The following is a 23,294-nucleotide window of genomic DNA, read 5'->3' as shown; positions in this document are numbered from 1 at the left end:
CTCAGGAACCTCCCTGGGCGACGGCGGCCGGCGCCTCTGAGGACAGTGGAGACCAGTCCACGAGTTCAGCGTGGGTGATCAGCCGTTCGCGATTCGAGAACAGCGGGTGACAGGTGGTCAGGGTCAGCAGAGAGCGATCCGCCTGCGCCTCGGGCTCGCCCGGGACCGGCAGGATCACCTCGGACTGCTCAGGAAGCACCACATAGCTCTCGGTGACCTCATAGGTGTAGTAGCCGTCCGGGGACTCCACGTAGATCTCGTCGCCTGCGGCAAGCTGATCCTGGTCTCGGAGCACGTCGCCATAGGTCAGTCGATGCCCCGCCACGGCGAAGTTTCCTGCCTCACCGGGAAGCTGCGTCTCGGGATAGTGGCCCACACCGCCGCTGTTCAGCGTTGCGTCGTCGACCCCGGAGCGCACCGGGGCAGACCAGTCGGATCCGAGAGCCGGCGCATAGAGCACCGCCATGGCTCCGCTGTCCACCGTGGCCATCTGCTCCGGGCACGCCGCAGCTCCGCCGTCGGGCAGCTCCTGGCAGTCCGGCGAGACGGGGCCGGGGTCTGCATCAGGGTCGACCTGTTCGATCCGGCTGTGAAACTCCTCTTCGAGCGCCTGCGCGTCGCGGTTTGCGTCCAGTCCGGTCCACCAGACCTCCCACACCACGAAGAGCAGTCCCAGCACGCCCAGGGTGATCAGCAGCTCGCCGGTGACACCCAGCACGCGGGCGCCTGCGCCGCCGCGGCGGTGTCCCGACATGAGTCCTCCGAACGGCAGGGTGCGGCGAGCATCACAGTTCAACGGATAGAATGGCGCGCAGACCAGGGCCGGCGCCACGGGTGCTCGGTTGTGGGACCAGGATACCGAACCGAGGTCCGTGCGAGAGCCAGAGGAGCCGATACGACGTGGCAGAGTCCAAGCAGCGCAGGAATCGCAGGAAGAACGAGAAGACCGCAGCCAAGAAGTCTCCGCTCAACGACGCCGAGCCCATGGAGCTGAAGGATCTCGAGCTCGAGGACGAGTCGCTGCCCATGTGGTACCGCGCCACCATGATCGGCCTGATGATCATCGGTCTGCTCTGGCTGATCGTCTGGTACATCACTCAGGGAGCGTTCCCGATCCAGTCCGTGGGCGGCTGGAACGTCGTCATCGGCTTCGGCATCATCATGATCGGCTTCTTCATGACCATGCGGTGGAAGTGACGAGCAGTCCCGCCTAGCGCGGCCGCCTGGTGGCGTGCATCCGCGCCTGACGGGTCAGCTCATCGATGGGCTGCGCCGAGCCCGCGGGCTCGATGGCGGGGTGGACTTCCTCCCCGTAGCGGTTCTGCACGGCGGTCGCGATCAGGAAGTCGGCGATCGCCGGATTCTTGGGCAGCAGCGAACCATGCAGGTAGCTTCCGAGGACATTCTTGTAGCGCGCACCCTCATGGGAGTCCCGGGCATTGTTGCCCTCCCCCTTCGTGACGCGCGCCAGCGGCTGCACGCCCTCGCCGAGGTAGGTCTGGCCAGAGTGGTTCTCATAGCCGAGGATCTCCCCGAACTGGCTGGACTCGGCGACCACGTTGCCGATCAGCCGGGTGTCGGTTCCCTCGGTGTGCAGGTCCAGGACACCGATCCCTTGGATCTCACGGCCTTCCCGGGTGCGGAAGGAATGTCCGAAGAGCTGGTAGAGCCCGCAGATCATCAGCATCGGAGTGTTTTGCTCGGTCAGCGCATGGAGCGTGTCACCGATGCGCAGCAGATCCTGCTGGATCTTGTCCTGACCACTGTCCTGGCCTCCTCCACCGATGACCAGATCGACCTCCTCGGGAAACTCGTCCTCCGGGTCGTAGCTGTGCAGGATCGGCTCGTAGCCGCGCCACTGCAGACGTCGTGAGAGCACCAGCGCATTGCCGAAGTCTCCGTAGATGTTCATGTCCCGGGGGTAGAGCTGGAGCACGTGGATGGGTCTGGCTGCGGCTGTCATCAGAAGGCCTCCACTTCGGTGTAGGCGCTGAGCTGCTTCCGGAGTCCCAGCATCGCCGTATAGGTGCAGAAGATGCGGGCCGGCTGGTCGGGGTTCTCGTCGAGGAACCGCGTCAGCGCCGCCTGGAGGTCAGTCTCCACGGCATCGAAGGCGACGTCGTCGTACTTCAGACGAAGCGCCATGTCGTAGGCGCGCACTCCGGAGATCATCCGCACGCCTTCTTCAGCGAGCGAGTCGAACTCCACGTCCCAGAGCCAGCTCATGTCGCGGCCATCGGCATAGTTGTCATTGATGGCGATCATGGTGGCCACGCCGCTGGATGCGAAGGAGCTCAGCCCGAGCCGGAAGCCGGACGGGTTCTTCACCAGCACCAGATCCAGCGGCCGGCCCTGCACTGTGAGGCTCTCCCCGCGGCCGAACGCAGGAGAGACCTTGGCCAGGGAGGCGATCAGCGCCGCCGAGTCCACGGTCTCATCCAGGGCCTGGCGGACCACTGCCAGGGCGGCTGCAGCGTTGAAGGTGTTGTAGGCGCCGTTGACCGTGAGTGCTGTGCTGATGGTCTCACCGTCGAGCGTGAATCGACCGCCTGCCTCGGTGAGCTCCTCGAGGACCACGTCCGCCTCGGGGCGATCGGCCGCCGCGGCAGGACCGGAATGGAAGTCATCGTCACTGGGGAAGTGGCTGCGCAGCGATTCGCTGAGCCCGAAGTAGTCCACGCGCTGGTCCCCGAGATTGTGCGCGATCGCGCGGACCCGCGGATCTTCGCGGTTGAGCACCACGCCCTGATCCGTGTGCTGGGCGATCGCACGGAGCATGCCCGCCGTGGTGTCGATTTCCCCAAATCGGTCGAGCTGGTCGCGCATGACGTTGAGCAGCAGGCTGTGGTCCGGTCGGACAGCTTTGACGAAATGCACCGCATGCGCCTCGTCCAGCTCCAGCACCGCGATGTCAGCATCGAGCCGACCGTTGAGCCGGACTTCGCCCAGAATGGAGGCGACGACGCCGCGGGTGAAGTTCGAGCCGCTGCGGTTGGTGAAGACCTTCAGGCCCTGGCCGCGGAGAAGCTCCACGACCATCTTGGTGGTGGTGGTCTTTCCGTTGGTCCCGGAGACCACGATGACGCCTCGCGGGAGCCGGTGCAGCGTCCTGGCGAGGAAATGGGGGTCGACCTTCTCCACGACCAGTCCGGGAAACGCCGAGCCGCCAGATCCGCGGAGCTTCGACACGGCGCGGGCCGACCGTCCCAGCAGCACCGAGCCGACCGAGCTCAGCGCAGAGACTGCGGAGCCCAGGGGCCCGGGCCGGGAGGGCGTCGGTGAGCTTCGGAGGTCACTGCTCATCGCCAGCACCTCCCCCGTTGCCGCCATTGCCATTGTTCCCGCCGTTGCCGCCGCCGTTGTTCTGCTGATCGTCGCTGTTTCCCGCGCCCTCGCCGTTGGTGCCCCCATTGCCGTTGTCGTTGCCGCCTTCGTCTGACGGTTCGTCCTCGGGAGCGTCGTCTCCCTCGCCGTTCGAGGGGTCCTCTGACGGCTCCGGGTCCTCGCTGGGCTCCTCGCTGGGGTCTTCGGACGGTTCCTCATCCTCGGGCTCATCCTCGGAGGGAGTGGGGTCCGGCTCGGGAGCCACGGCCACCACGAGGGTCACCTGGGAGCCCTGTGGGATGTCGTCTCCGGCGCGGACCGACTGACCGTTCACGCGCTGACCCACCACGGTGCCTGCGGAGTAGTCCGTGCGTTCGTCCTCGATGGCGTTGACGCTCAGCCCGAGATCCTCGAGGATCGCCTGGGCCTCGGTGCGGCTGCGGTTGAACACTCCGGGCATCTCCACCTGACCGGTGGACAGGATCAGGTCGACCTCGGACCCCGGGCTGACCGAGCTGCCCTCGTCGGGGTCGGTGCTGATCAGCATGTCAGCTTCGACTTCCGGATCGTTCTCCCGGCTGACCTCGCCGACCTCCAGGCCTGCCTCTTCCAGAGCCTCGCGGACCTCGTCTTCAGAGGAGCCGCGCAGATCCTCGGGGACTCGGACGCTCTCGGGCCCTGCCGAGAGGTAGAGCACCACTGCGCTGTCTGCGGGGACCGTGGTGCCGGAGGCAGGATCGGTGCGGACCGCGCGGTCCTCCTCGATCTCAGGGTGCGGCTCGCTCTCCAGGGTGTAGGTCAGATTCGCGTCCTCGAGCTCGGCGATGGCCTCCTCGCGCGCTACGTCCTCCACCTCGGGGATCGAGACCTCGGAAGTCTCCAGCATGTTCATCAGGGCATAGGTGCCGCCCCCGACCAGCGCCAGGATGAGCAGCGTCCAGACCAGTATCAGGCCGCCGCGTCGTCGTCGGGGACGCGGAGCCGGCTCGGGATAGCTCTGATAGAGGGCAGGGTCCTCGGGTGTGCGGGCCGAGAGGCGCGTGGCCATGGGCGCGGCACCCGCGGCGAGCACCTGGTTGAAGTCCTGCCGTCCGCCGACTGCCCCCAGCGCGGCGGTCGGGTGGTCCTCATCGTCGACGCCGATCCCGATCAGCGCCTTCTGGAGCGCTAGGTTGAACTCCTCGGCGGTCTGGAACCGTCGCGCCGGGTCCTTGGTCAGCGCCTTGCCCACGACAGACTCCATGGCCGGGCTCACCCGTGGGTTGAAGTCACTGACCTGGGGCGGTGCTTCGCGCACGTGCTGGTAGGCCACGGAGACCGGAGATTCGCCCTGGAACGGTGGCCGATTGGCGAGCAGCTCGAAGAGCACACACCCCGCGGAGTAGAGGTCCGAGCGGTGATCCACCACCTCACCGCGCGCCTGCTCGGGGGAGAGATACTGTGCGGTGCCCACCACGGCGGAGGTCTGGGTCATCGTGGAGGCGGAATCTGCCAGCGCTCGGGCGATGCCGAAGTCCATGACCTTGATCTGACCGGTCTGCGACACCATCACGTTGGAGGGTTTGATGTCCCGGTGGACGATGCCCTTCTCGTGGCTGTAGCCCAGCGCGCCCAGGATGCCGTGCATGTACCCGGCCGTCTCGTGCTCCGAGAGGGGCTTGTTCAGCGCGTGATCGATCTTCGACTGGAGCTGTGAACCGACCTGGTGTGCGGGCAGGTGGTCCTCGCCGGCATGCACCCGACCGGTGTCTCCGAGCGAGAGGACATCCTCCTCCTGCTCGGGAGGCGGGGGCGGAGAAGAGCCTGCGGCGACCCGGGTCTCCTCCTCGTCGACGTCGGAGGTGTCGGTGATCTTCGGAGTCCCATGCAGGATGTGGCGCAGGGTCACGCCATCCACGTACTCCATGACGATATAGGGGGTCTTGACCTCGTGATGGGTCTGATCCTCGACCTCTTCACGCCCGGAGTCGTAGACGGCGACGATGTTGGGGTGGTTCAGCGAGGCAGAGGACTGGCCCTCGCGGCGGAACCGACCCTGGAACTGGGGATCGCGGGCCAGATCTGGGCGCAGCATCTTGACGGCGACCTTGCGATCCAGGGACAGGTCATGGCCCAGATAGACATCGGCCATCCCACCGCGACCGATCAGCGAGCTGATGCGGTAACGGCCGTTGAGGATACGCTCAGCAGGCTCAGTCATAGTTCAGTTCCTGTCTCCGATCCTGGACCATCCTGGTCTGCAACGCCAGCCCGGGCCGGGTCGCTGGAGGGTCGGGCGCCCGGTTCCGGGCTCTCAGCATCAGCGTCGCGTTCGGCGCTGGAGTCGGAGTCGGAGTCGCTGGGGTCTGCCTCTGCGGCGTCGGCCTCCGGGTCCTCGCCGGATCCGGCATCGGTCTCCGCCTCGGAGGGATCCTCGGTGGTGGGCTCCTCGGCCGGCGCTTCCGCGGGGGTCTCCGGCTCCTGCTGCTCAGCGCTGTTCTGCTGATCCCCGGGGGACTCCTGCTCGCCGTTCTGGCCGTTGTTCTGCTCGGAGCCCTGTTCAGCGTCCTGCTCCATGTCCTGCGGACCGGAGGAGTAGAGCACAGTGATGGTCGAATCCACCGGTACCTCGCCCTCGGGAGAGACTCCGGTGACCACGCCGGCAGGCTGGCTGGACACCACGGGCTCGGCCTGAACCTGCATTCCTGCCTGCTGCAGCGCGACTGTCGCCTCGTCCAGCGAGAGACCCAGGTAGTTGCCCTCCAGGATGTCGACCAGCTCGGTCCCCGGCGTGATGGTCTCGGTGACCGTCGGACTGGGCTCGGACTCCTCGGACGGATCGCCTGCGCCTCCCTGCGGGAAGAAGTAGGAGGCCACCAGCGCGAGCAGAACCAGGGCGAGCAGACCCATGAGCGGCCAGTACCAGCGCCGGCCTCCGTGCGGCCTGGGCTGCTCGGAGCCGGGGGCAGAGGCTCGCGAGCCCGACTCACCTGCCCGAGGGCGAGATGCGGCAGCCCCCGGGGTGGTCCCGTATTGGGCCGTGTGCTCGTCGGCGGCGGGCTGCTCAGGCGTGCGCGCCGAGGCCGCGCCAGCACCTGCAGCGCCCGCGCTCGCCGCTGGGACCACGGCGGTGGGCTGGGTGTCATGACGCGGTATCGCCTGTGTCACGTCCTGCGCATCGGCTCCGTCCATATGCGCCGCCATGCCCGGTACGGCCTTCACCGCAGACTCCGGGTCATGGCGCAGCAGCGCATCCGCGGCCTCCGCGAGCTTGGTCGCGGTCATCGGACGCTGGGAGGGATCCTTCTCCAACATCGACATGATCAGCGCGCGCACCGGTTCGGGCACGGTCTCTGGCAGGGCAGGCGGCGGCTCATTGACCTGTTTCAGCGCAATGGCGATCTGCGATTCACCCGTGAAGGGACGGTGGCCCGCGATCGCCTCGTAGCCGATGATGCCCAGCGCGTAGATGTCAGAGGACCCCGTCGCGTGCTGTCCCGTGGCCTGCTCCGGGGAGAGGTACTGCACGGTGCCCATGACCTGGCCGGTGGCGGTCAGCGGCACCTGGTCCGCCAGTCGGGCGATGCCGAAGTCGGTGATCTTCACCCGCCGCGTGGGGGTGATGAGCAGGTTGCCCGGCTTCACGTCGCGGTGGACCAGACCCTGATCGTGGGCCACCTGCAGGGCGCGCCCCGTCTGCGCGATGATCGAGAGAGTCTTCTCCCAGGACAGCGTCTTGTCCGTCTCCAGCAGGACTGAGAGCGGCCGTCCTGGAACCAGCTCCATGACCAGATAGCCGGAGCCCGACTGCTCGCCGTAGTCGTAGATGTCAGCGATGCCGGGGTGGTTCAACAGGGCGGTGTGGCGCGCCTCCGCGCGGAATCGGCGCAGGAACGCCTCATCCCCGGTGTACTCCTCCTTGAGGATCTTGATCGCCACAGTGCGCCCCAGCACCTGGTCAGAGGCCTTCCAGACCTCGCCCATCCCGCCGATGGCGATGCGTTCGGTGAGCTGGTAGCGCTCACCCATCAGGATGCCGACAACTGGCCTCATTCGATCGCCGCCTCGAGCATGGTCAGCAGCCCGGGGGCCGTGAGCGAGGAGCCGGTGTCATAGTCGATGCGCTCATACGCCACGGTCACGGCGTACTGCGGGTCGTCGGCCGGAGCAAAGCCGGTGATCCAGGAGTTCACCTCTCCGGTGTCGCCGATCTCTGCGGTGCCGGTCTTGGCCGCGACGTCGAAGCTGCCGGTCTGGGCGCGGGTTGCGGTGCCCGTCTCCACAACCTCGACCATCATCTCGGTGATCTCGTCCGCCACGTCCTCGCTGGTCACATCCGAGAGCACCTCGGGTTCGGTGGTCGAGAGCAGCTGGAGGTCCGAGCCGCGGATCGCATCCACCAGGGTGGGCTGCATGAGCGTGCCGCCGTTGGCAATGGCGGAGGCGACCATGTTCATCTGCAGCGGCGTGGCGGTGACGCTCTCCTGACCGACGGCGGAGCGGGCCAGCTCGGCGTCGGCGAGATCCTCCGGGAATGCCGATGTGGCGACCTCCAGCGGGATCCCGAGGTCTTCGGAGTTCCAGCCGAAGGCCTCAGCGCTCTCCCGGATGGGGTCCTCGCCGAGCTCCAGGGCGGCCTCGGCGAAAGGCGTGTTGCAGGACTGCGCGACGATCCAGGAGAGTTCGGCCTGTGGACGCTGATCACAGATTCCTCGATCGAAGTTCGGTAGCTCTGTGTTTGTGTTGGGAAGCGTGATCGAGTTCGGGTTCTCCAGCACCGTGTCGGGCTCATAGTCCCCGGATTCGAGCATCGCGACGAGGTCGACCAGCTTGAAGCTCGAGCCGGGCGCGATGGTGGTGGAGATCGCGCGGGAGGTGTAGCGCAGGTCCTCGTCCGCCTCCAGCTGTTCCTGGTTTCGCACCAGTTCGCTGGAGTCCTGCACCGCAAGCAGGTTGTTGTCATAGCTGGGCTTCGAGGCCATGGCCTTGATGTCCCCTGTGGCGATCTCGCTGACGATGATGCTCCCGCGGGTTCCGTCGGGGATCTGGTCGTAGGCAAGCTGCTGGAGATCGCCGTCCAGGGTCAGCTCCACCTGACCACCGTCCATGGTGTCACCGGTGAACACCGAGGCGATCCGATCGAAGAACTGGCTGTCGGACTGCCCGGAGAGGTACTCGTTGAGCGTCCGTTCGAGACCTGTGGCGTTGGCGATCGAATAGGTCCCGGTGATGCCCGAGTACAGCTCGGGCGCGTTGTAGACCCGCTGGTAGTCGAAGCTGGAGTTGTCTGAGGGCACCGATTCGGCGATGGCAGTGCCATCGACGGTGATCGCACCGCGCGGGGCACCGCGGTCCTCATAGAGCTGGCGCACGTTGTTGGGGTTGGCATTGAGCTCGTCGGTCACGCCCACCTGAATGATGGACAGCGCGGCGAAGAGCGTGATGAACAGGCCCACGGAGACGACCCAGGTATGGCGAATGGCGTTGTTCACTGGGCTCCTCCTCGCGGTGCGTGATCCAGACGGGTGTGGTCCTCATCGGTGGTGGACGGAGCCGGCGGGGCGCTGTGCCGGCGCACGGCGGTCTCACGGGCGCCCGGCCCTTCCGACTGCAGCCGAGATTCGGTCCCGGAGGAGGCCTCCCCGGTCGCATTGACCATCGGGCCTACCACCACGGGCTGACGTGCAGCATGGGAGATCAGCAGCACCAGCGCGACGATCAGCCAGTTCGCCAGCAGGGCAGAGCCGCCTGCCGCCAGGAACGGAGTGGCGAGACCGGTCAGCGGAATGACCCGGGTGATACCGCCGACGACCACGAAGACCTGCAGCACGAGCACCACTGCCAGACCCACTGCGAGCAGCTTGCCGAAGGTGTCGCGGGTGCCCAGTCCGGCGCGCATATAGCGGCTGAACAGCAGCAGGTAGAGCAGCAGCATGGCGGAGAGGCCGATGAAGCCCAGCTCCTCGCCGAAGGCGGTGATGATCATGTCCGAATTGGCCAGCGAGACCATGTTCGGATTCCCCGAACCCAGCCCGGTGCCGGCCAGACCGCCGTGCGCGAGTCCGAACAGCCCCTGCACCACCTGGTGGGAGCCGCCGAAGGCCCGGTTGTAGATCTCGGGATCAAAGGCATTGAGCCAGATCTCCACCCGATCCCGGAAATGTCCGACGAACTGATAGGCCAGGGCCGCACCGAAGAGCATGAACACGGCGCCGATGGCGATCCACGAGAACCGCGAGGTGGCCACGTAGATCACAGCCACGAAGAGGCCGAAGAACATCAGCGCGTTGCCCAGATCGTTCTGCACGACCAGCACGCCGATGGCCACGATCCAGGCGATGAACATCGGCGCGAGATCGCGGAGCCGGGGGAAGGTGACGGGCCCGACCTTGCGTCCTGCGAGGAGGATCAGGTCGCGGTTGTTGGCCAGGAAGCCCGCGAAGAACACTGCCAGCGTGATCTTGGCGATCTCGCTGGGCTGGAAGGAGGCGAAGCCGAGATCCACCCAGATGCGGGCGCCGTTCTCCTCGGAGCCGAGTCCCGGGAGGATCGGCATGAACAGCAGCAGCACGCTGACCGCCAGGGAGATATAGGTCAGCTGTCGCAGCCTTCGGTGGTCCTTGAGCAGCCAGAGCAGCACGATGGCGGCGATGATCGAGACGCCGGTCCAGAGCAGCTGCCGGTCCGCGACGCCGGAGTAGCTCGCGGTGAAGTCGAGCCGGTGGATCATCGCGATCCCGAGCCCGTTCAGCGTCACCACGATCGGCAGGATGAAGGGATCCGCGTACTTGGCGCGCAGCCGCAGGACCACGTGGAAGGCGAGGACCAGACCCGCGAAGACGGATCCTTCGATGAAGTAGTCGGTGGTGATGGGCTCATCCAGGGCGAAGGCGACCAGCATCTGGGCGCCGATCGCCACGGTCAGTGCCATCAGCAGCAGCACGAGCTCGAGGTTCCGTCGGGGCTTGTACACCTGGTGGGTCTGAGTGCTCAATTCTCGCCTCCTTCGTCCTGCTCGGCGTTTGCCTCGGCCATGGCGGTGAGCTGGCTGACGATGTGCTCGGCATGGTCGCGATCATCGGCGGCGATTCCGCGCTCCACACGCTGGCGGTGATACTGGGTCAGGTCCTCCACCGCGATGCCGGCGTGTTCATCCACCTCGGAGAGCCGGATCGGTCCCAGTGACTGGGAGACGCCGCTGTAGATCGCGACCTCGCCGTTGTCATCGCCCACGTAGTACTGGGTCTGGGTCCAGACGTAGCCGAGGAAGGTGACGACGGCGACCAGGACCGCCAGCAGCGCGACGAAGGTGGGCAGGAACCAGGAGCTGCGTCGTCGGGCGGTCCCCAGGGCGTCCAGCTCGTCCTCATCGAGGACCAGCTCCTCCTCCTGCAGGCTCTCCGGGTCCTCGGCCAGTCCGGCTTCTGCACGATGCGGGCTGGGCTCGGAGGCGTCGTCGATCTGCTGTTCGCCGGTGCCTTCGGTGGGCTCGCTGCGCTCGGCCGCCACAGAGGCTTCAGCGGACGCGGTGTCGGTCTCGGTGGTCTGCGCGGGCTCCGTGGAGTCCGTCGCCTCGGGAGCCGCGGAGCCTGATTCGCTGGGGGGATGATGCTCGTCGAGCAGCTCGGAGTATGTGTGGCGGACCGGTCGCAGGGGCTGTCCGGTGAGCAGCGAGGCCATGGGGTGTTCATCGACGTTGCGTCCGACGACGGGAACGGTGCCGGTGTCAGCTGCCTTGTTGGCGGCACCGACGAGCAGGTGCGGGCGTGCGCCGAGCTTCTTGCGCACCATCGCGGCGGAGAGCGGGGAGAGGGTCTCGTGGTCGTCGTGGGCGGAGAAGGCCTCGGTGTTGACCACCGGGACCACGTCCATCTCCATGGTCTCGTCGGGCCCGGCGTAGTCGTAGGAGGCCGCCGCGACGGCAGCCTCGCTCAGCGGGAGGTCATCGCTGGGGGCCAGTGCGGCGTCGTCAGCTTCGACGACCTCCAGGCAGACCACGGTGACGTTGTCCGGTGCGCCTCCGCCCAGGGTGAGATCGACGAGGTCATCGACGATGGTCTCCAGGGACTGCGTGGACCGGAGCTTCTGTTCGATCAGTCGGTCGGAGACGACGGCGTTGAGTCCATCCGAGCACAGCATCCAGCGTTCGCCGGCCTCCAGCGGGAAGGAGGTGATGTCGAGTTCCGGGGAGGCGTCGACGTCGCCGAGCACGCGCATCAGGACGTTCTTGTGCGGGTGGTATTCGGCCTGGTCAGGCTCCAGCCGACCTTCGTCCACGAGTCGCTGGACGAAGGTGTGGTCCTTGCTGACCTGGCGGAAGCGGCCGCGCTTGAGCCGGTAGGCGCGGGAATCGCCGATATGGGCGAACTGCAGCCGGTCCCGGGTGATCAGCAGCGAGGTGATGGTGGTGCCCATCCCTGAGAGCTTGGGATTGGCCTTGACCAGCTTGTTCAGGAAGGAGTTCGCCGTCTGGATCTCATCCGGCAGGACCGTCTCCGGGTCAGCGAATCCCCGCGTGTCCAGATGCGCCAGGTCCAGCACCGTGGAGGCAGACGCGACGTCGCCGCCGGCGTGACCGCCCATGCCATCGGCGACCACTGCGAAATAGCGCCCCGCGTAGCCGGAGTCGTCGTTCTTGGAGCGCACGGCACCGGTGTCGGAGCGCGCTGCAAAGCGAAATACCAGGGGCACGGGCTAGGTCCTCAGCTCCAGGACGGTCTTGCCGATCCGGATCCGGTCCCCGGGCTCCACTGTGGAGGCGCGGGTGAGCTGCTCGTCGCCCAGCCAGGTGCCGTTGGTGGATCCGAGGTCTTCGAGGAACCAGCGCGATCCCTGTGGGAAGAGCCGGGCGTGCTTTCCGGAGGCGTAGTCATCATCGAGCACCAGGGTGCACTCCTGGGCGCGGCCCATCATGATCGATGCCGATCCTAGCGGCAGCTCGGTTCCGGCCAGCGGGCCCTCGCTCACCAGCAGCCGACGAGGTCGCGGGCGCGGCGTCGGACCGCTGTGGCTCGCGGCGGCGGGCGCCGGGGGGCCGGTGCGCGGACCCGGCGCTGTGCTGGGTCCTGATGCGGCGGCGCGGGCGCGTGAGCGCTTGGAGATGGTCATGTCCCGGCCCTGGGCTCCGATGATGGAGAGGATCAGGATCCAGAGCAGCAGCAGCAGACCGAACTGCAGCACGGTGACAGCGAGTTCACTCATATCTCAGCGTCCTTCAGCTCAGTCGGAAGCGCAGGCGCGCATTGCCGAGCGAGATGAGGGCGCCATCGGTGAGCTGAACCTTGGAGTGATCCCCGGTGAGCTGTTCACCGTCCACATAGGACCCGTTGGTGGAGCCGAGGTCGCGGGCGTACCAGTTCCCGGCTGTGCGGAACAGCTCGACGTGCTTGCGGGAGACGCCGGTGTCGGGGACGGTGACGTCCGCGGAGGTGGAGCGACCGATCACCGTGGAATCGGGGCGCAGCGGGTAGGTGCGCTCCTCGTACTCCAGGCTCGCCGCGCGCTCAGGGGCTGGCGCTGGTGCTGGCGCGGGGCGCGAGGGGACGGTGGGCTGAGCCATCGTGGAGGGCAGCGGCGCTCCGGCGGACGGGCCGGCAGCGGGGGAGGAGGCCTGCGGCGCGACCGGGCTGGACTGGGCGTCCTGGTCCGTGCGCGACTCGATGCTGAGCTGACCGCGCTTGAGCTCGGTGTTCTTCACGAAGGTCGCCCGGACCGGTCCCAACAGGGTGTAGCCCTGGGACTCGGCATGGCGCAGGATCTCCTCGCAGAGCTCCTCGGCGAGTGTCACGCCGTACTTCTTGGCCTCGGCGAAGTCCTCCTCGGCAAGGCGGATCTTGTAGAGGTTCGGTGCCAGGCTGTGACCTTCTGCGACGGTCTTGGACTCTCGGTCCATATGACGGCGTACGGCGGTGGCGATCTCCACGGGTCCGAGACTCCCTCCTCGTCCTGAGAAGGCACCGCGGACGGCCTTTTCGATGCCGCGTTCGAGGTTGTCAAGCAGTCCCACCGGCACCTCCTTCTGCTGATGAATGTCTGCCCTGTCCCGGGATCGCTACGTCCACGGGCGGGCGCTAAATGCTGAGTCTACTGTCTCACCCTGGGGCTGTGCCGCTCATCAGCCCTGGGGAGAAGCTAACGATCGGGTGAACCTGACTGTGACGCTTGCCACATTGAGGAGATGGTGTTACCTTCATCTCACCGTGAGAGCGCTCTCATAAGAGGCTATGAGGAATCGCTCGCACCTCACATCGAAGGAGATATCCGTGATGAGGACAACTGATCACAACCAGGAGGACCACAGCTCCTCCGCGCGAGCTGGGTCCCAGCTCGCACCGGCGCGAGCTGGTGGCGGCTCCCGCCGTCGCTCCCGTGTGCTGCAGGGGGTCGCGCTCACCTCGGTGATGACGCTGGCGCTGACAGCCTGCGGCGGGTCCGCCGAGGGCGACGACTCCTCAGGGGGTGGAGCCGAGGGTGAGGACGTGACCCTCAGCGTCACCACGTTCAACGAGTTCGGCTACGAGGACCTCTTTGAAGAATACGAGGAGCTCAACGACAACATCACCATTGAGCACAACAAGATCGACACGGCGGAGAACGCCCGCGACTCCCTGCGCAACAGCCTCGGTGCTGGCCAGGGCGCCTCGGACATCGAACCCATCGAAGTCGACTGGCTCGCAGAGTTCCAGCAGTATCCCGACCGCTTCGAGGATCTCACCGATCCTGAGCTCGAGGACCGCTGGCTCGACTGGAAGAACGAGGACGCGGTCCTCGAAGACGGCCGCCTGATCGGCTACGGCACCGACAGCGGTCCACAGGCGGTCTGCTACCGGGCCGACCTCTTCGAAGAGGCGGGCCTGCCCACCGACCGCGAGGAGGTGGCCGAATTCCTCGGAGACAGCTGGGAGGACTACTTCGCCGCGGGTCGCGAGTTCGTCGCTGAATCGGACTCCGCCTGGTACTCCGGCTCGGACAACATCTGGCAGGGCATGATCAACCAGGTCGAGGTGCCGTACCAGAATGAAGAGGGCGAGATCATCGCCGATACGAACACCGAGGTCAAGGATCTCTACGACCAGCTGCTCGAGGCCTCCGTGGAGGACGAGCTCTCCGCAGGGCTGGCCCAGTGGAGCGGTGACTGGTCCGATGCCTTCCAGCGCGAGGAGACCTTCGCGACCATGATGTGCCCGGGCTGGATGCTCGGCATCATCGAAGGCAACGCCGCAGAGGTCGAGGGCTGGGACATCGCCAACACCTTCCCAGGCGGTGGCGGAAACTGGGGCGGGTCCTACCTGACCGTCCCCTCACAGGGCGAGAACATCGAAGAGGCCAAGGAGCTGGCAGCCTGGCTGACCGCTCCGGAGCAGCAGCTCAAGGCCTTCGACGTCGTGGGAGCCTTCCCGTCGACCACCGAGGCGCTCGAGTCTGATGAGCTGCTCTCGGCGACCAATGAGTTCTTCAACGACGCTCCCACCGGTGAGATCCTCGCCGAACGGGCGGAGGCGGTGGAGACCCAGCCGCTGAAGGGCACCGAGTACCTGACCATCAACGTGGCGATCCAGGACGCGATCAACCGGGTGGATGTCGACGGGATCGATGACCCCGACGCCTCCTGGGAGAAGTTCGTCAACGACATGGAAGCCCTGCGCTGATCATGTCCGCCCCTGCTGCGCACGCACCAGTCACCACCGCACGCAGCGGCGGGTCGGCGCCAGAGCCGAGGACCGGTCGCCGGAAGCCGAAAGTGAGCTTCCGGCACCGGGCCTCGACCTGGGACCGCCGGTACTCGCCGTACCTCTACATCAGTCCGTTCTTCCTCCTCTTCGCCGTGGTCGGGCTCTTCCCGCTGATCTACACCGGCTGGGTCGCCACCCATGACTGGGATCTGATCATGGGTCAGGGTGAGTTCATCGGCGCCGAGAACTTCATGGCGGTGCTGGGGGAGCGGGCGTTCTGGATCTCGCTGCGCAATACCCTCTCGATCTTCATCCTGTCCTCAGCGCCCCAGGTGGTGGCCGCGATCCTGATTGCGTACCTGCTGGACTACAACCTTCGCGCCAAGACGTTCTGGCGCATGGGGGTGCTGGTCCCCTACGTGGTCACACCCGTCGCGGTGGCGCTGATCTTCTCGAACCTCTTCGGCGACCGCTTCGGTCTGGTCAACTCCATCCTGGAAACCGTGGGCATCGACGCCATTGGCTGGCACTCGGGCACGCTGCCCAGCCACCTGGCCATCGCCACCATGGTGAACTTCCGCTGGACCGGCTACAACGCGCTGATCTTCCTCGCGGCCATGCAGGCAGTGCCGCGCGACCTCTATGAGGCGGCAGAGATCGACGGCGCGGGCAAGGTCCGGCAGTTCATCTCCGTGACCATCCCCAACCTGCGGCCCACCATCATCTTCGTGATCATCACCTCCACCATCGGCGGGCTGCAGATCTTCGACGAGCCGCGGATGTTCGATCAGTACGGCCGCGGAGGCACTGACGGGCAGTGGCAGACCATGACCATGTATCTCTACGAACTCGGCTGGACCCGTTCGGACTTCGGGCAGGCCTCGGCGGTGGCGGTGCTGCTCTTCCTGCTGATCGTGGCCATCGGGCTGGTCAACTTCATCATCACTCGCCGCATATCTAGCTCGGAGGTCAAGCGATGAGCGCGCTCGAAGAGAAGCCGCTGCCGATCATCCCTCGCACGGGTCCGGCGACAGCCCCTAAGGACGACGGCGACCCCAGCCGGCGCAGAGGGTCCGGATCCGGGGCAGGATCTCGATCCGGCGGACGCAAGAGGCGTCCGGGAAGCTCCCGGGGACCCGGTCGCGGACCGGGGTGGATCGTCTACGGGTGCCTCGCCGCGGTCATCCTCGGCGGGATGTTCCCGCTCTGGTGGTCCATCCTGATCGGCAGCCACGATTCCACCATCCTGTCCCGGGACTCGTTCCCGCTGATCCCCGGTGGGAACTTCTTCTCCAACGCCGCCGCGGTGATCGACACGGTGCCGTTCTGGCAGGCCACGATGAACTCGGTGATCGTCTCCACCGTCACCGCGGTCTCGGTCGTGTTCTTCTCCACGCTGGCCGGCTACGCCTTCGCCAAGCTGCGGTTCAAGGGTGCAGTGCCCCTGCTGGTCTTCGTCATCGCCACGATGGCGGTGCCCACGCAGCTCGGTGTGGTGCCGCTCTATCAGGTGATGGCCCGCCTCGGCTGGACCGGTGAGCTGCAGGCGGTCATCGTGCCCGGTCTGGTCACCGCGTTCGGAGTCTTCTGGATGACGCAGTATCTGCGCCAGGCGATCCCCGATGAGCTCATCGAGGCCGCCACCGTGGATGGCTGTTCCATGATCCGCACCTTCTGGCACGTGGCTCTGCCCGCGGCCAAACCAGCAGCCGCGATGTTGTTCCTCTTCACCTTCGTCCTGAACTGGACGAACTTCTTCTGGCCGTTCATCGTGCTGGGCCCACAGAATCCCACCCTTCCGGTGGCCCTGCAGCAGCTGCAGGCGGCCCATTTCGTGGACTATTCGCTCGTGCTGGCCGGCGCCACGATGGCGACCGTTCCGCTGCTCATCCTGTTCATCTTCACGGGCCGTCAGCTCGTATCCGGAATCATGCAAGGAGCCGTCAAACAATGAACCCCTCAGTCGCCGCAGAAGTGGCAAGCTCACCGAGCACGGTGGCGTTCCCCGCCGATTTCCTCTTCGGCTCGGCCACCGCCGCGTATCAGGTGGAGGGCGCCGTGGCAGAGGGCGGACGCGGCCCCTCGGTGTGGGACACCTTCTCCCACACTCCTGGCAAGGTGCATGAGGGGGAGACCGGTGATGTCGCCTGTGACCACTTCCATCGCTTCCGCGAGGACGTGGCGCTGATGAAGCGGCTGAACCTCAAGGTCTACCGCTTCTCGGTGAGCTGGTCCCGCGTCATGCCCGACGGAGAGACGGTGAATCCAGAAGGCCTGAAGTTCTACTCCGACCTGGTGGACGAGCTTCTGGCGGCGGGAATCCTCCCCTGGTTGACGCAGTATCACTGGGATCTGCCCCAGGCCCTGGAGGATCAGGGCGGCTGGGCGAACCGGCGGACCGCGGAGCTCTTCGCGGACTATGCCGTGGTGCTGCACCAGGCGCTGGGAGACCGGGTCCGGCACTGGACCACGCTGAACGAACCCTGGTGTGCGGCCTTCCTGGGCTATGCCAACGGGCACCACGCCCCGGGGCGGACCTCGCCGGAGGATTCCCTGGCTGCGGCGCATCACCTGCTGCTCGGGCACGGGCTCGCGGTGGCTGAGCTGCGTCGTCGTGATCCGGAGCTGGAGCTGGGGCTGACGTTGAACTTCACCGACTACCGTCCGGCCGATTCGGAGGCACCGGGGGACGTGGATGCCGCGCGTCGACTCGACGGCAGCTTCAACCGCTTCTTCGCCTCGGCGATCTTCCACGGCGCCTACCCGGGGGACGTGCTGGAGGACCAGCGCGGCCTCTGGCGGGAGGGGCTGGTGCAGCCCGGCGACCTGGAGGTCATCTCCACACCCATCGACGTGCTGGGTGTGAACTTCTACACCGGGGAGCTGCTGACCGGGGTGGATCCCGAGCAGGCCCCTGCGGCGGCCGCCGCGGCGCGCGCCGACGGTGCGCCGAACCCGAATGTCGGCTCGGAGCACGTGTCCTCGGTGCCCCGCGGTCTTCCAGCGACCTCCATGGGCTGGGAGGTGTTTCCGCAGGGGCTGCAGGATCTGCTGCTGCGGCTGCATCGCGAGTACACCGGCCCGGCTTCCGTGGCGCTCTATGTCACCGAGAACGGGGCCGCCTATCCGGACCAGCCCGATGCCGAGGACTTCGTCCAGGACGACGAGCGACTCAGCTATATCCGTGACCACCTGCGCGCGGTGCGGGAAGCGATGGATGCCGGTGCCGATGTCCGCGGGTACTTCGTCTGGTCCCTGCTGGACAATTTCGAGTGGGCGTTCGGCTATGACCGCCGCTTCGGGATCGTGCGGGTGGATTACGATACGCTTCAGCGCACGCCCAAGGCCTCTGCACACTGGTACGCCCAGGTCGCCGCGACAGGCGTGGTGGACTGAGCCCTCCGGCGTCGCGATGGTGTGGGTGTGTGGTGTGGGTATGAGGTGATGAGGCCGGACGACCAAGGAGGAGACCATGCCTGCTCGGCGACTGCCGACTCTGGAGGATGTGGCAGCCAGAGCAGGAGTTTCCCGCGCGACGGCCTCGCGTGCGGTCAATCTTGATCCGCGGGTGCGTCAAGAGTCTCGGGTTGCGGTGGAGGCCGCGGTCTCTGAGCTGGGGTATCGGCCCAACCGGGCGGCGCGCTCGCTGGTGAACCGGGAGGCGGACTCGATCGCCGTCGTCGTGCCGGAGGCGGAGGACCGGGTCTTCGCGGATCCCTTCTTCGCGGCGATGCTGGCTTCCATCACGCAGCGGCTCGCTGACTCCCCGGTGCAGGTGCTGCTCGCGATGGGCCAGCCGGGTGACGGGCGGGAGAAGATTGAACGCTATTTGCGCGGCGGGTACACCGACGGCGCGATCATCGTCTCCCACCACCGCGACGACGACCTCTCCGATGTGCTGCATGAGACGAAGCTGCCGGCTGTCTACGTGGGCCGCCCCTATGCCGGGGACGTGGGCATTCCCTGGGTGGATGTGGACAACGTCTCCGGGGCGGCACTGGCCGCGGAACATCTCATCGCTCAAGGACGACGCCGACTGGCCACCATTGCCGGCCCCCAGGATATGGCGGCGGGCGCCGACCGTCTTGCGGGATGGTCCGCCGCCCTGCGTGCCGCCGGCCTGGACGCGGGACTGGTCGAATACGGCGACTTCTCCTCCTCCTCTGGAGCGGTCGCCATGGAAAGACTCCTGGAGACGGCGCCGGATCTGGACGCGGTCTTCGTCGCTTCGGACCTGATGGCGGTGGCCGCGATGCATGAGGTGCAGTCCCGGGGGATCGCGGTGCCGGAACAGATCGCCATCGTGGGCTTCGATGACACCCACGCGGCACAGCTCACCAGGCCTCCGCTGACCACAGTGATCAACCCGGTGGGCGAGCTCGCGGGCAGGGCTGTGGACCTGCTGATGGAGATGATGAACGGCGAGAGCGTGGATCCTGTGGTGCTTCAGACAGAGTTGGTTCGGCGCACCTCTGGATGACCATCAGGTTAACTTGCTTCAGTTTTGAAATAAATTGGGGCAGACTGCTGTTGAGCACGTTGTCACATACCGTAGCTCTGCGCGGACCGCGCAGCACCGCAACACTTAGGAGACCTATTCATGGCACATCTGACCACCGGTACCTGGAACCTTGACGCTTCGCACTCCGAGATCGGCATGACCGTGCGCCACGCCGGCATCTCCAAGGTCCGCGCGATCTTCGAGGAGGCCGATGCCACCCTCACCGTCTCCGAGAACGACGTGGCGACCCTTGAGGCCAGCGTCAAGGCAAACTCCTTCAACTCGAAGAACGCCGACCGCGACGGTCACGTCCGCGGCGAAGACTTCCTCGATGCAGAGAACCACCCCGAGCTGACCTTCAAGGCAGACAGCATCACCGCCAGCGGTGAAGAGTTCGAGATCACCGGCGACCTGACCATCCGCGGCGTCACCAAGACCGTGACCTTCGAGACCGAGTTCGGCGGCCAGGCCGTGGATCCCTTCGGCATGACTCGCGCGGGCTTCTCCGCCAACACCGTCATCTCCCGCAAAGAGTTCGGCCTGACCTGGAACGCCAGCCTTGAAGCAGGCGGCGTCCTGGTCGGCGACAAGGTCTCGATCGACCTTGAGGCAGCCTTCGTGCTTGCCCAGTAATAGCTGTCTCTGAGGGCCTCAGGCTCTCTGCAGAAAGGCCCGGCTCCGCGCTGGTGGGAAATCCACCGTGTGGGGCCGGGTCTTTCTGTGTCGTTGGGCCCGTTCGTCGGCCCCCTCTGCTGAGCTGGAGAGCCGATGTGGATAGCCCCCGTTGCGGTGGTCAGCGGGGCGGTCGCGACTCCGAGGTTCCCTGTGGACCCTCGATGATCCTGGGAGCCGTCGGCGCAGTCGCCCTGCTCTGGTGACCGCGGTGCGGCCCACTGGAAACGGATGCCCGTTGGCGCTCAAGGGTATGTGGGTCGTCACTTCGATGGGTGCTTCATGAGGAGGATCGAGATGCGACAAACCTGGTGATAGTCACTAGGGTCTTTAGTCCATAGAGGACCTTTGATTTTTTTCTGGCCCGAGACGGGCATTTTCGGCATGCCCGCACTTCAGAGGAACCCTGGTGACTATTACGAGTTGACGCGCGACATTGTGGCTTGTGGATTCTGGAGGCGCCCCGTAATGTCAGCAATAAGTGACCCAGATCGCCCGTTTCTTCTCGGGTGCAGAATCTGTTGGGCCAAGTGCGAACGACAAGGTTCGATCGGCGCCAATAGTATTCCTTTCTGGGGGAATAATGAATAACACGTCCGTCTCAGCACGAGCTGCGTCTGCAGGTCAGAGGCATCATTTCACCACGCGCTTGAAGCTCGGGCTGAGCGCTCTGCTTGTCGCTTTCATCGCCATGGCAGTCGCACTGTCCTTCTCCTCAGCAGCTTCTGCCGCGACCACGCCCCCAGGCCTTGGAACGACAGAGTCCTATTCGGTATTGGGCGGGCAGACCGTCACTAACACAGGCCCCACCACATTGAGCGGCGACCTCGGTGTCAATCCGGGAGAAGCCGTCACCGGTTTTCCGCCGGGACTCGTCAGTGGGACGGTCAATGCGGGGAACGCTGCAGCGGGTCAGGCCCAATCGGATCTGGCCATTGCCTACAACGATCTTGCCGGACGGGCGCCTACCGCGAGCGTCAGCGGTGACCTCGCCGGACAGACCTACGTGGACGGCGTGTACAACTCCAGCGGACCCCTCGGCCTCACTGGAACAGTGACCCTCGATGGTCAGGGGGACCCGAATTCGGTGTTCATCTTCCAGGTGGCCTCGACTCTGATCACGGACACTGGCAGCAACGTGGCCCTGATCAACGGCGCCCAGTCCTGCAACGTCTACTGGCAGGTGGGCCGCTCGGCCACCCTGGGCACCGAATCGAACTTCGCTGGATCCATCCTGGCGCTGACTTCGATCACCGCTACCACCGGGGCAATAGTCCAGGGCCGGGCACTCGCACGCAATGGGGCCGTGACGCTCGACAGCAACGTGTTCACCACTGCCAGTTGCAACGCCGTCGAGCCCTCGGACGACCCCACGGTTCCTCCTACCGATGAGCCCACCGACGTCCCGACCGATGAGCCCACTGACGTCCCGACGGACACGGACGCTCCTACGGAGAACCCCAGCGAATCGGATACGCCGAGCGAGAGCCCGACAGAATCAGAGGCCCCCTCGGAATCGGGATCGCCCAGCTCTTCTGAGTCGGGCGCATCCTCAGACGAGGCTTCCGACTCGGACGCCCCGAGTGATGAGGCCTCTGAGTCGGATACCCCCACTGCGGAGTCCTCTGAATCGGACGCCCCGAGTGACGAGTCGTCTGAATCAGACACCCCGTCCGACGAGGCTTCCGAGTCGCAGGCCGCAGCTGCTGCTGACGAAGAGCGTTCAGCGTCCGATTCGGCCGATCTGCCGGCAACCGGTCCCGGACCCCTGCTCAGCGCGCTGATCGGACTGAGCGCTCTGCTGATCATCACGGGCAGCGCCCTGCTGATTACCAAGCGCCACCGCTCCGGATCCTCGGACTAGCAGCCGAGCACGACACGGGAGGCCCCCCGGGCGATGATTCGCCGGGGGCCTCCCGTGTTCTGCATCAATGGCGGTCGGCATCCTCCGCTGACTCGTGCCGACTGCGCCGTCGAACGATAATCCACTGGGACACCATGATCAGCAGCGCCACCACGGCGGTGACCACCAAGGTGAAGGGATCCGATGTTCCCTTGAGAATGATGAAGGGCACCAGAACTGCGACGTCGAGGACGATGGCCACCCAGGGGATCCAGACCTTGGGGTCCACCTCCTCCTTGAGGTGGCGCACGATTCCGTAGTGGATCGCGATGTCCATGCAGAGGTAGAGGATGGCCCCGAATGAAGCGATCTGGGAGACGTCGAACAGGGCCGCCATCACGATCGCCAGCCCGGCGGTGATGAACAGGGACTGGTGCTCGCGCCGGCCCGGCAGCCCGGGGACCTGCCCCATGTCGCGGAGCATGTCGTAGAGTTTGGAGACCGCGAACAGGCTCGCAATGAGTCCCGAGACGGTGGCCACCACCGCGACGAGCACCGTCAGCCCCACACCCCAGGAGCCGAACAGTGGTTCCGCGGCCTCGGCCAGCGCGTAGTCCCGGGCCTCGATGATCTCGGAGACGCTCAGGCTGCTGGTGACGGCCACCGTGATCAGCAGATACAACACCGTGCACAGCACGATGGAGATGACGATGGATCGCCCGAGATTGCGCTTCGGGGCTTTCAGATCGACACCCTGATTGGTGAGCGTGGTGAAACCCTTATAGGCCAGGATGCACAGAGTGATCCCGGCGAGGAAGCCCATCCACCCCTGCTCAGGAGCGGCACTCTGCGAGGTGGAGACCAGCTGGCCCAGCGAGGAGGCCCCTGCGGCCAGCAGACCCGCGATCGCCAGCGCCGCGATGCCGATGATCTTGATTGCGGCCGTGGCGGTGGCAGAACGTTCCACCCACCTGTTGCCCACGAGGTTCACCAGCGCCGCCGCCGCGATGACGGCCACGGCCAACACCGGGACTAGGAGCGCAGAGCCCTGCATCCCGAAGGGGCGCAGCAGGTAGGTGCCGAAGGTGCGTCCGAGCTGAACCCGACGACGACGGCGCCGGCGAGGAGTGCCCAGGGGACCCACCCGCCGGCCAGCTCGGCGACCTGGCCGATCAGGGCGAAGCTTCCCACCCCGATCATCACCCCGGTGCCCAGCGCGACAGAACCTGTCAGTGAGATCTTCTTCTCGGTCTCCTCATGATGGTCCATGTACCGGACTCTTGCTCATCTGCCGCGCAGCTGC

General features: G+C 66.1%; 20 protein-coding genes. 8 read left to right on the top strand and 12 right to left on the bottom strand.

Translation table 11 applies throughout. From position 1 onward, the window contains the following. Position 1 precedes the first annotated feature (1 nt). Positions 2–754, bottom strand: coding sequence for a class E sortase (locus H4W26_RS08540; protein ID WP_192591636.1), 753 nt, complete (start codon positions 752–754; stop codon positions 2–4). A gap of 146 nt (positions 755–900) precedes the next feature. Between H4W26_RS08540 and H4W26_RS08535 the strand changes: the two genes are divergently transcribed. Then, positions 901–1,197, top strand: coding sequence for a cell division protein CrgA (locus tag H4W26_RS08535; RefSeq protein ID WP_318779814.1), 297 nt, complete (start codon positions 901–903; stop codon positions 1,195–1,197). A 13-nt stretch (positions 1,198–1,210) separates the two neighbouring features. On the opposite strand, the gene H4W26_RS08530 is transcribed toward H4W26_RS08535, so the two are convergent. From H4W26_RS08530 to H4W26_RS08490, 9 genes are read right to left on the bottom strand one after another with little or no spacing between them, the layout of a single operon-like run. Next, positions 1,211–1,963 (bottom strand): type 1 glutamine amidotransferase, encoded by a 753-nt coding sequence (locus tag H4W26_RS08530; RefSeq protein WP_192591634.1) that lies wholly within the window; start codon positions 1,961–1,963, stop codon positions 1,211–1,213. Next, on the bottom strand, positions 1,963–3,303 hold the full coding sequence (locus H4W26_RS08525) for a Mur ligase family protein (protein ID WP_192591633.1): 1,341 nt from the start codon (positions 3,301–3,303) through the stop codon (positions 1,963–1,965). Before H4W26_RS08525 ends, H4W26_RS08530 begins: the two co-directional genes overlap by 1 nt. Further along, a complete protein-coding gene (locus tag H4W26_RS08520; protein ID WP_192591632.1) occupies positions 3,293–5,524 on the bottom strand; it encodes a protein kinase domain-containing protein in 2,232 nt (743 codons plus the stop codon). Before H4W26_RS08520 ends, H4W26_RS08525 begins: the two co-directional genes overlap by 11 nt. Then, positions 5,521–7,356: a protein kinase domain-containing protein gene (locus tag H4W26_RS08515; protein WP_192591631.1), complete on the bottom strand. Its 1,836-nt coding sequence runs from the start codon at positions 7,354–7,356 to the stop codon at positions 5,521–5,523. Before H4W26_RS08515 ends, H4W26_RS08520 begins: the two co-directional genes overlap by 4 nt. Next, positions 7,353–8,795 (bottom strand): penicillin-binding transpeptidase domain-containing protein, encoded by a 1,443-nt coding sequence (locus tag H4W26_RS08510; RefSeq protein ID WP_192591630.1) that lies wholly within the window; start codon positions 8,793–8,795, stop codon positions 7,353–7,355. Before H4W26_RS08510 ends, H4W26_RS08515 begins: the two co-directional genes overlap by 4 nt. After that, complete coding sequence (locus tag H4W26_RS08505) at positions 8,792–10,234, bottom strand: FtsW/RodA/SpoVE family cell cycle protein (protein ID WP_192592096.1); 1,443 nt, start codon at positions 10,232–10,234, stop codon at positions 8,792–8,794. The genes H4W26_RS08510 and H4W26_RS08505 overlap by 4 nt, the downstream gene beginning before the upstream one ends. Positions 10,235–10,293: 59 nt before the next feature. Next, positions 10,294–11,994, bottom strand: coding sequence for a PP2C family protein-serine/threonine phosphatase (locus H4W26_RS08500; RefSeq protein ID WP_192591629.1), 1,701 nt, complete (start codon positions 11,992–11,994; stop codon positions 10,294–10,296). A 3-nt stretch (positions 11,995–11,997) separates the two neighbouring features. Then, the gene (locus tag H4W26_RS08495) at positions 11,998–12,504 is read right to left on the bottom strand and encodes an FHA domain-containing protein FhaB/FipA (RefSeq protein ID WP_192591628.1); all 507 of its coding nucleotides are present in this window, start codon (positions 12,502–12,504) and stop codon (positions 11,998–12,000) included. Positions 12,505–12,517: 13 nt separating this feature from the next. Beyond that, complete coding sequence (locus H4W26_RS08490) at positions 12,518–13,309, bottom strand: FhaA domain-containing protein (RefSeq protein WP_192591627.1); 792 nt, start codon at positions 13,307–13,309, stop codon at positions 12,518–12,520. 394 nt (positions 13,310–13,703) lie between these two features. On the opposite strand from H4W26_RS08490, the gene H4W26_RS08485 reads away from it, so the two are divergent. The 7 genes from H4W26_RS08485 to H4W26_RS08455 all read left to right on the top strand — a co-directional run bounded on the left by H4W26_RS08485 (position 13,704) and on the right by H4W26_RS08455 (position 22,012). Further along, positions 13,704–14,951 carry an ABC transporter substrate-binding protein gene (locus H4W26_RS08485; protein ID WP_192592095.1) on the top strand — a complete coding sequence of 416 codons (1,248 nt, stop codon included), beginning with the start codon at positions 13,704–13,706 and terminating at the stop codon, positions 14,949–14,951. Positions 14,952–14,953: 2 nt separating this feature from the next. Beyond that, on the top strand, positions 14,954–15,955 hold the full coding sequence (locus H4W26_RS08480) for a carbohydrate ABC transporter permease (RefSeq protein WP_192591626.1): 1,002 nt from the start codon (positions 14,954–14,956) through the stop codon (positions 15,953–15,955). After that, the gene (locus H4W26_RS08475) at positions 15,952–16,929 is read left to right on the top strand and encodes a carbohydrate ABC transporter permease (protein WP_192591625.1); all 978 of its coding nucleotides are present in this window, start codon (positions 15,952–15,954) and stop codon (positions 16,927–16,929) included. The genes H4W26_RS08480 and H4W26_RS08475 overlap by 4 nt, the downstream gene beginning before the upstream one ends. Then, the gene (locus tag H4W26_RS08470) at positions 16,926–18,371 is read left to right on the top strand and encodes a GH1 family beta-glucosidase (protein ID WP_192591624.1); all 1,446 of its coding nucleotides are present in this window, start codon (positions 16,926–16,928) and stop codon (positions 18,369–18,371) included. The genes H4W26_RS08475 and H4W26_RS08470 overlap by 4 nt, the downstream gene beginning before the upstream one ends. 76 nt (positions 18,372–18,447) lie before the next feature. Continuing rightward, positions 18,448–19,455, top strand: coding sequence for a LacI family DNA-binding transcriptional regulator (locus tag H4W26_RS08465; protein ID WP_192591623.1), 1,008 nt, complete (start codon positions 18,448–18,450; stop codon positions 19,453–19,455). A 120-nt stretch (positions 19,456–19,575) separates the two neighbouring features. Then, entirely contained in the window at positions 19,576–20,109 is a 534-nt protein-coding gene (locus H4W26_RS08460) for a YceI family protein (RefSeq protein ID WP_192591622.1), read from the top strand. Between the two features lie 730 nt (positions 20,110–20,839). Next, positions 20,840–22,012 (top strand): ice-binding family protein, encoded by a 1,173-nt coding sequence (locus H4W26_RS08455; protein ID WP_192591621.1) that lies wholly within the window; start codon positions 20,840–20,842, stop codon positions 22,010–22,012. A 64-nt stretch (positions 22,013–22,076) separates the two neighbouring features. Here H4W26_RS08455 and H4W26_RS08450 read toward each other — a convergent pair whose 3' ends face one another. Together H4W26_RS08450 and H4W26_RS13755 are read right to left on the bottom strand one after the other, a co-directional pair. Next, positions 22,077–23,045, bottom strand: a complete 969-nt coding sequence (locus H4W26_RS08450; RefSeq protein WP_264080823.1) for an APC family permease — start codon at positions 23,043–23,045, stop codon at positions 22,077–22,079. Further along, positions 23,024–23,260, bottom strand: coding sequence for a hypothetical protein (locus H4W26_RS13755; protein ID WP_225939648.1), 237 nt, complete (start codon positions 23,258–23,260; stop codon positions 23,024–23,026). The genes H4W26_RS08450 and H4W26_RS13755 overlap by 22 nt, the downstream gene beginning before the upstream one ends. Positions 23,261–23,294 lie beyond the last annotated feature (34 nt).

The sequence above is a fragment of the Nesterenkonia halotolerans genome (assembly GCF_014874065.1).
In the GTDB taxonomy this organism is placed as follows: domain Bacteria; phylum Actinomycetota; class Actinomycetes; order Actinomycetales; family Micrococcaceae; genus Nesterenkonia; species Nesterenkonia halotolerans.
This window is presented reverse-complemented; position numbering and strand designations above follow the sequence as displayed.

Excerpts from the sequence above, each read along its gene's own strand:
- H4W26_RS08520 (WP_192591632.1), bottom strand. The coding sequence starts at position 5,524 with ATGACTGAGCCTGCTGAGCGTATCCTCAACGGCCGTTACCGCATCAGC.
- H4W26_RS08480 (WP_192591626.1), top strand. The coding sequence starts at position 14,954 with ATGTCCGCCCCTGCTGCGCACGCACCAGTCACCACCGCACGCAGCGGC.
- H4W26_RS08465 (WP_192591623.1), top strand. The coding sequence starts at position 18,448 with ATGCCTGCTCGGCGACTGCCGACTCTGGAGGATGTGGCAGCCAGAGCA.
- H4W26_RS08470 (WP_192591624.1), top strand. The coding sequence starts at position 16,926 with ATGAACCCCTCAGTCGCCGCAGAAGTGGCAAGCTCACCGAGCACGGTG.
- H4W26_RS08475 (WP_192591625.1), top strand. The coding sequence starts at position 15,952 with ATGAGCGCGCTCGAAGAGAAGCCGCTGCCGATCATCCCTCGCACGGGT.
- H4W26_RS08460 (WP_192591622.1), top strand. The coding sequence starts at position 19,576 with ATGGCACATCTGACCACCGGTACCTGGAACCTTGACGCTTCGCACTCC.
- H4W26_RS08450 (WP_264080823.1), bottom strand. The coding sequence starts at position 23,045 with ATGCAGGGCTCTGCGCTCCTAGTCCCGGTGTTGGCCGTGGCCGTCATC.
- H4W26_RS08540 (WP_192591636.1), bottom strand. The coding sequence starts at position 754 with ATGTCGGGACACCGCCGCGGCGGCGCAGGCGCCCGCGTGCTGGGTGTC.
- H4W26_RS08455 (WP_192591621.1), top strand. The coding sequence starts at position 20,840 with ATGGCAGTCGCACTGTCCTTCTCCTCAGCAGCTTCTGCCGCGACCACG.
- H4W26_RS08530 (WP_192591634.1), bottom strand. The coding sequence starts at position 1,963 with ATGACAGCCGCAGCCAGACCCATCCACGTGCTCCAGCTCTACCCCCGG.
- H4W26_RS08495 (WP_192591628.1), bottom strand. The coding sequence starts at position 12,504 with ATGAGTGAACTCGCTGTCACCGTGCTGCAGTTCGGTCTGCTGCTGCTG.
- H4W26_RS08515 (WP_192591631.1), bottom strand. The coding sequence starts at position 7,356 with ATGAGGCCAGTTGTCGGCATCCTGATGGGTGAGCGCTACCAGCTCACC.
- H4W26_RS13755 (WP_225939648.1), bottom strand. The coding sequence starts at position 23,260 with ATGGACCATCATGAGGAGACCGAGAAGAAGATCTCACTGACAGGTTCT.
- H4W26_RS08525 (WP_192591633.1), bottom strand. The coding sequence starts at position 3,303 with ATGAGCAGTGACCTCCGAAGCTCACCGACGCCCTCCCGGCCCGGGCCC.
- H4W26_RS08485 (WP_192592095.1), top strand. The coding sequence starts at position 13,704 with ATGACGCTGGCGCTGACAGCCTGCGGCGGGTCCGCCGAGGGCGACGAC.
- H4W26_RS08505 (WP_192592096.1), bottom strand. The coding sequence starts at position 10,234 with ATGGCACTGACCGTGGCGATCGGCGCCCAGATGCTGGTCGCCTTCGCC.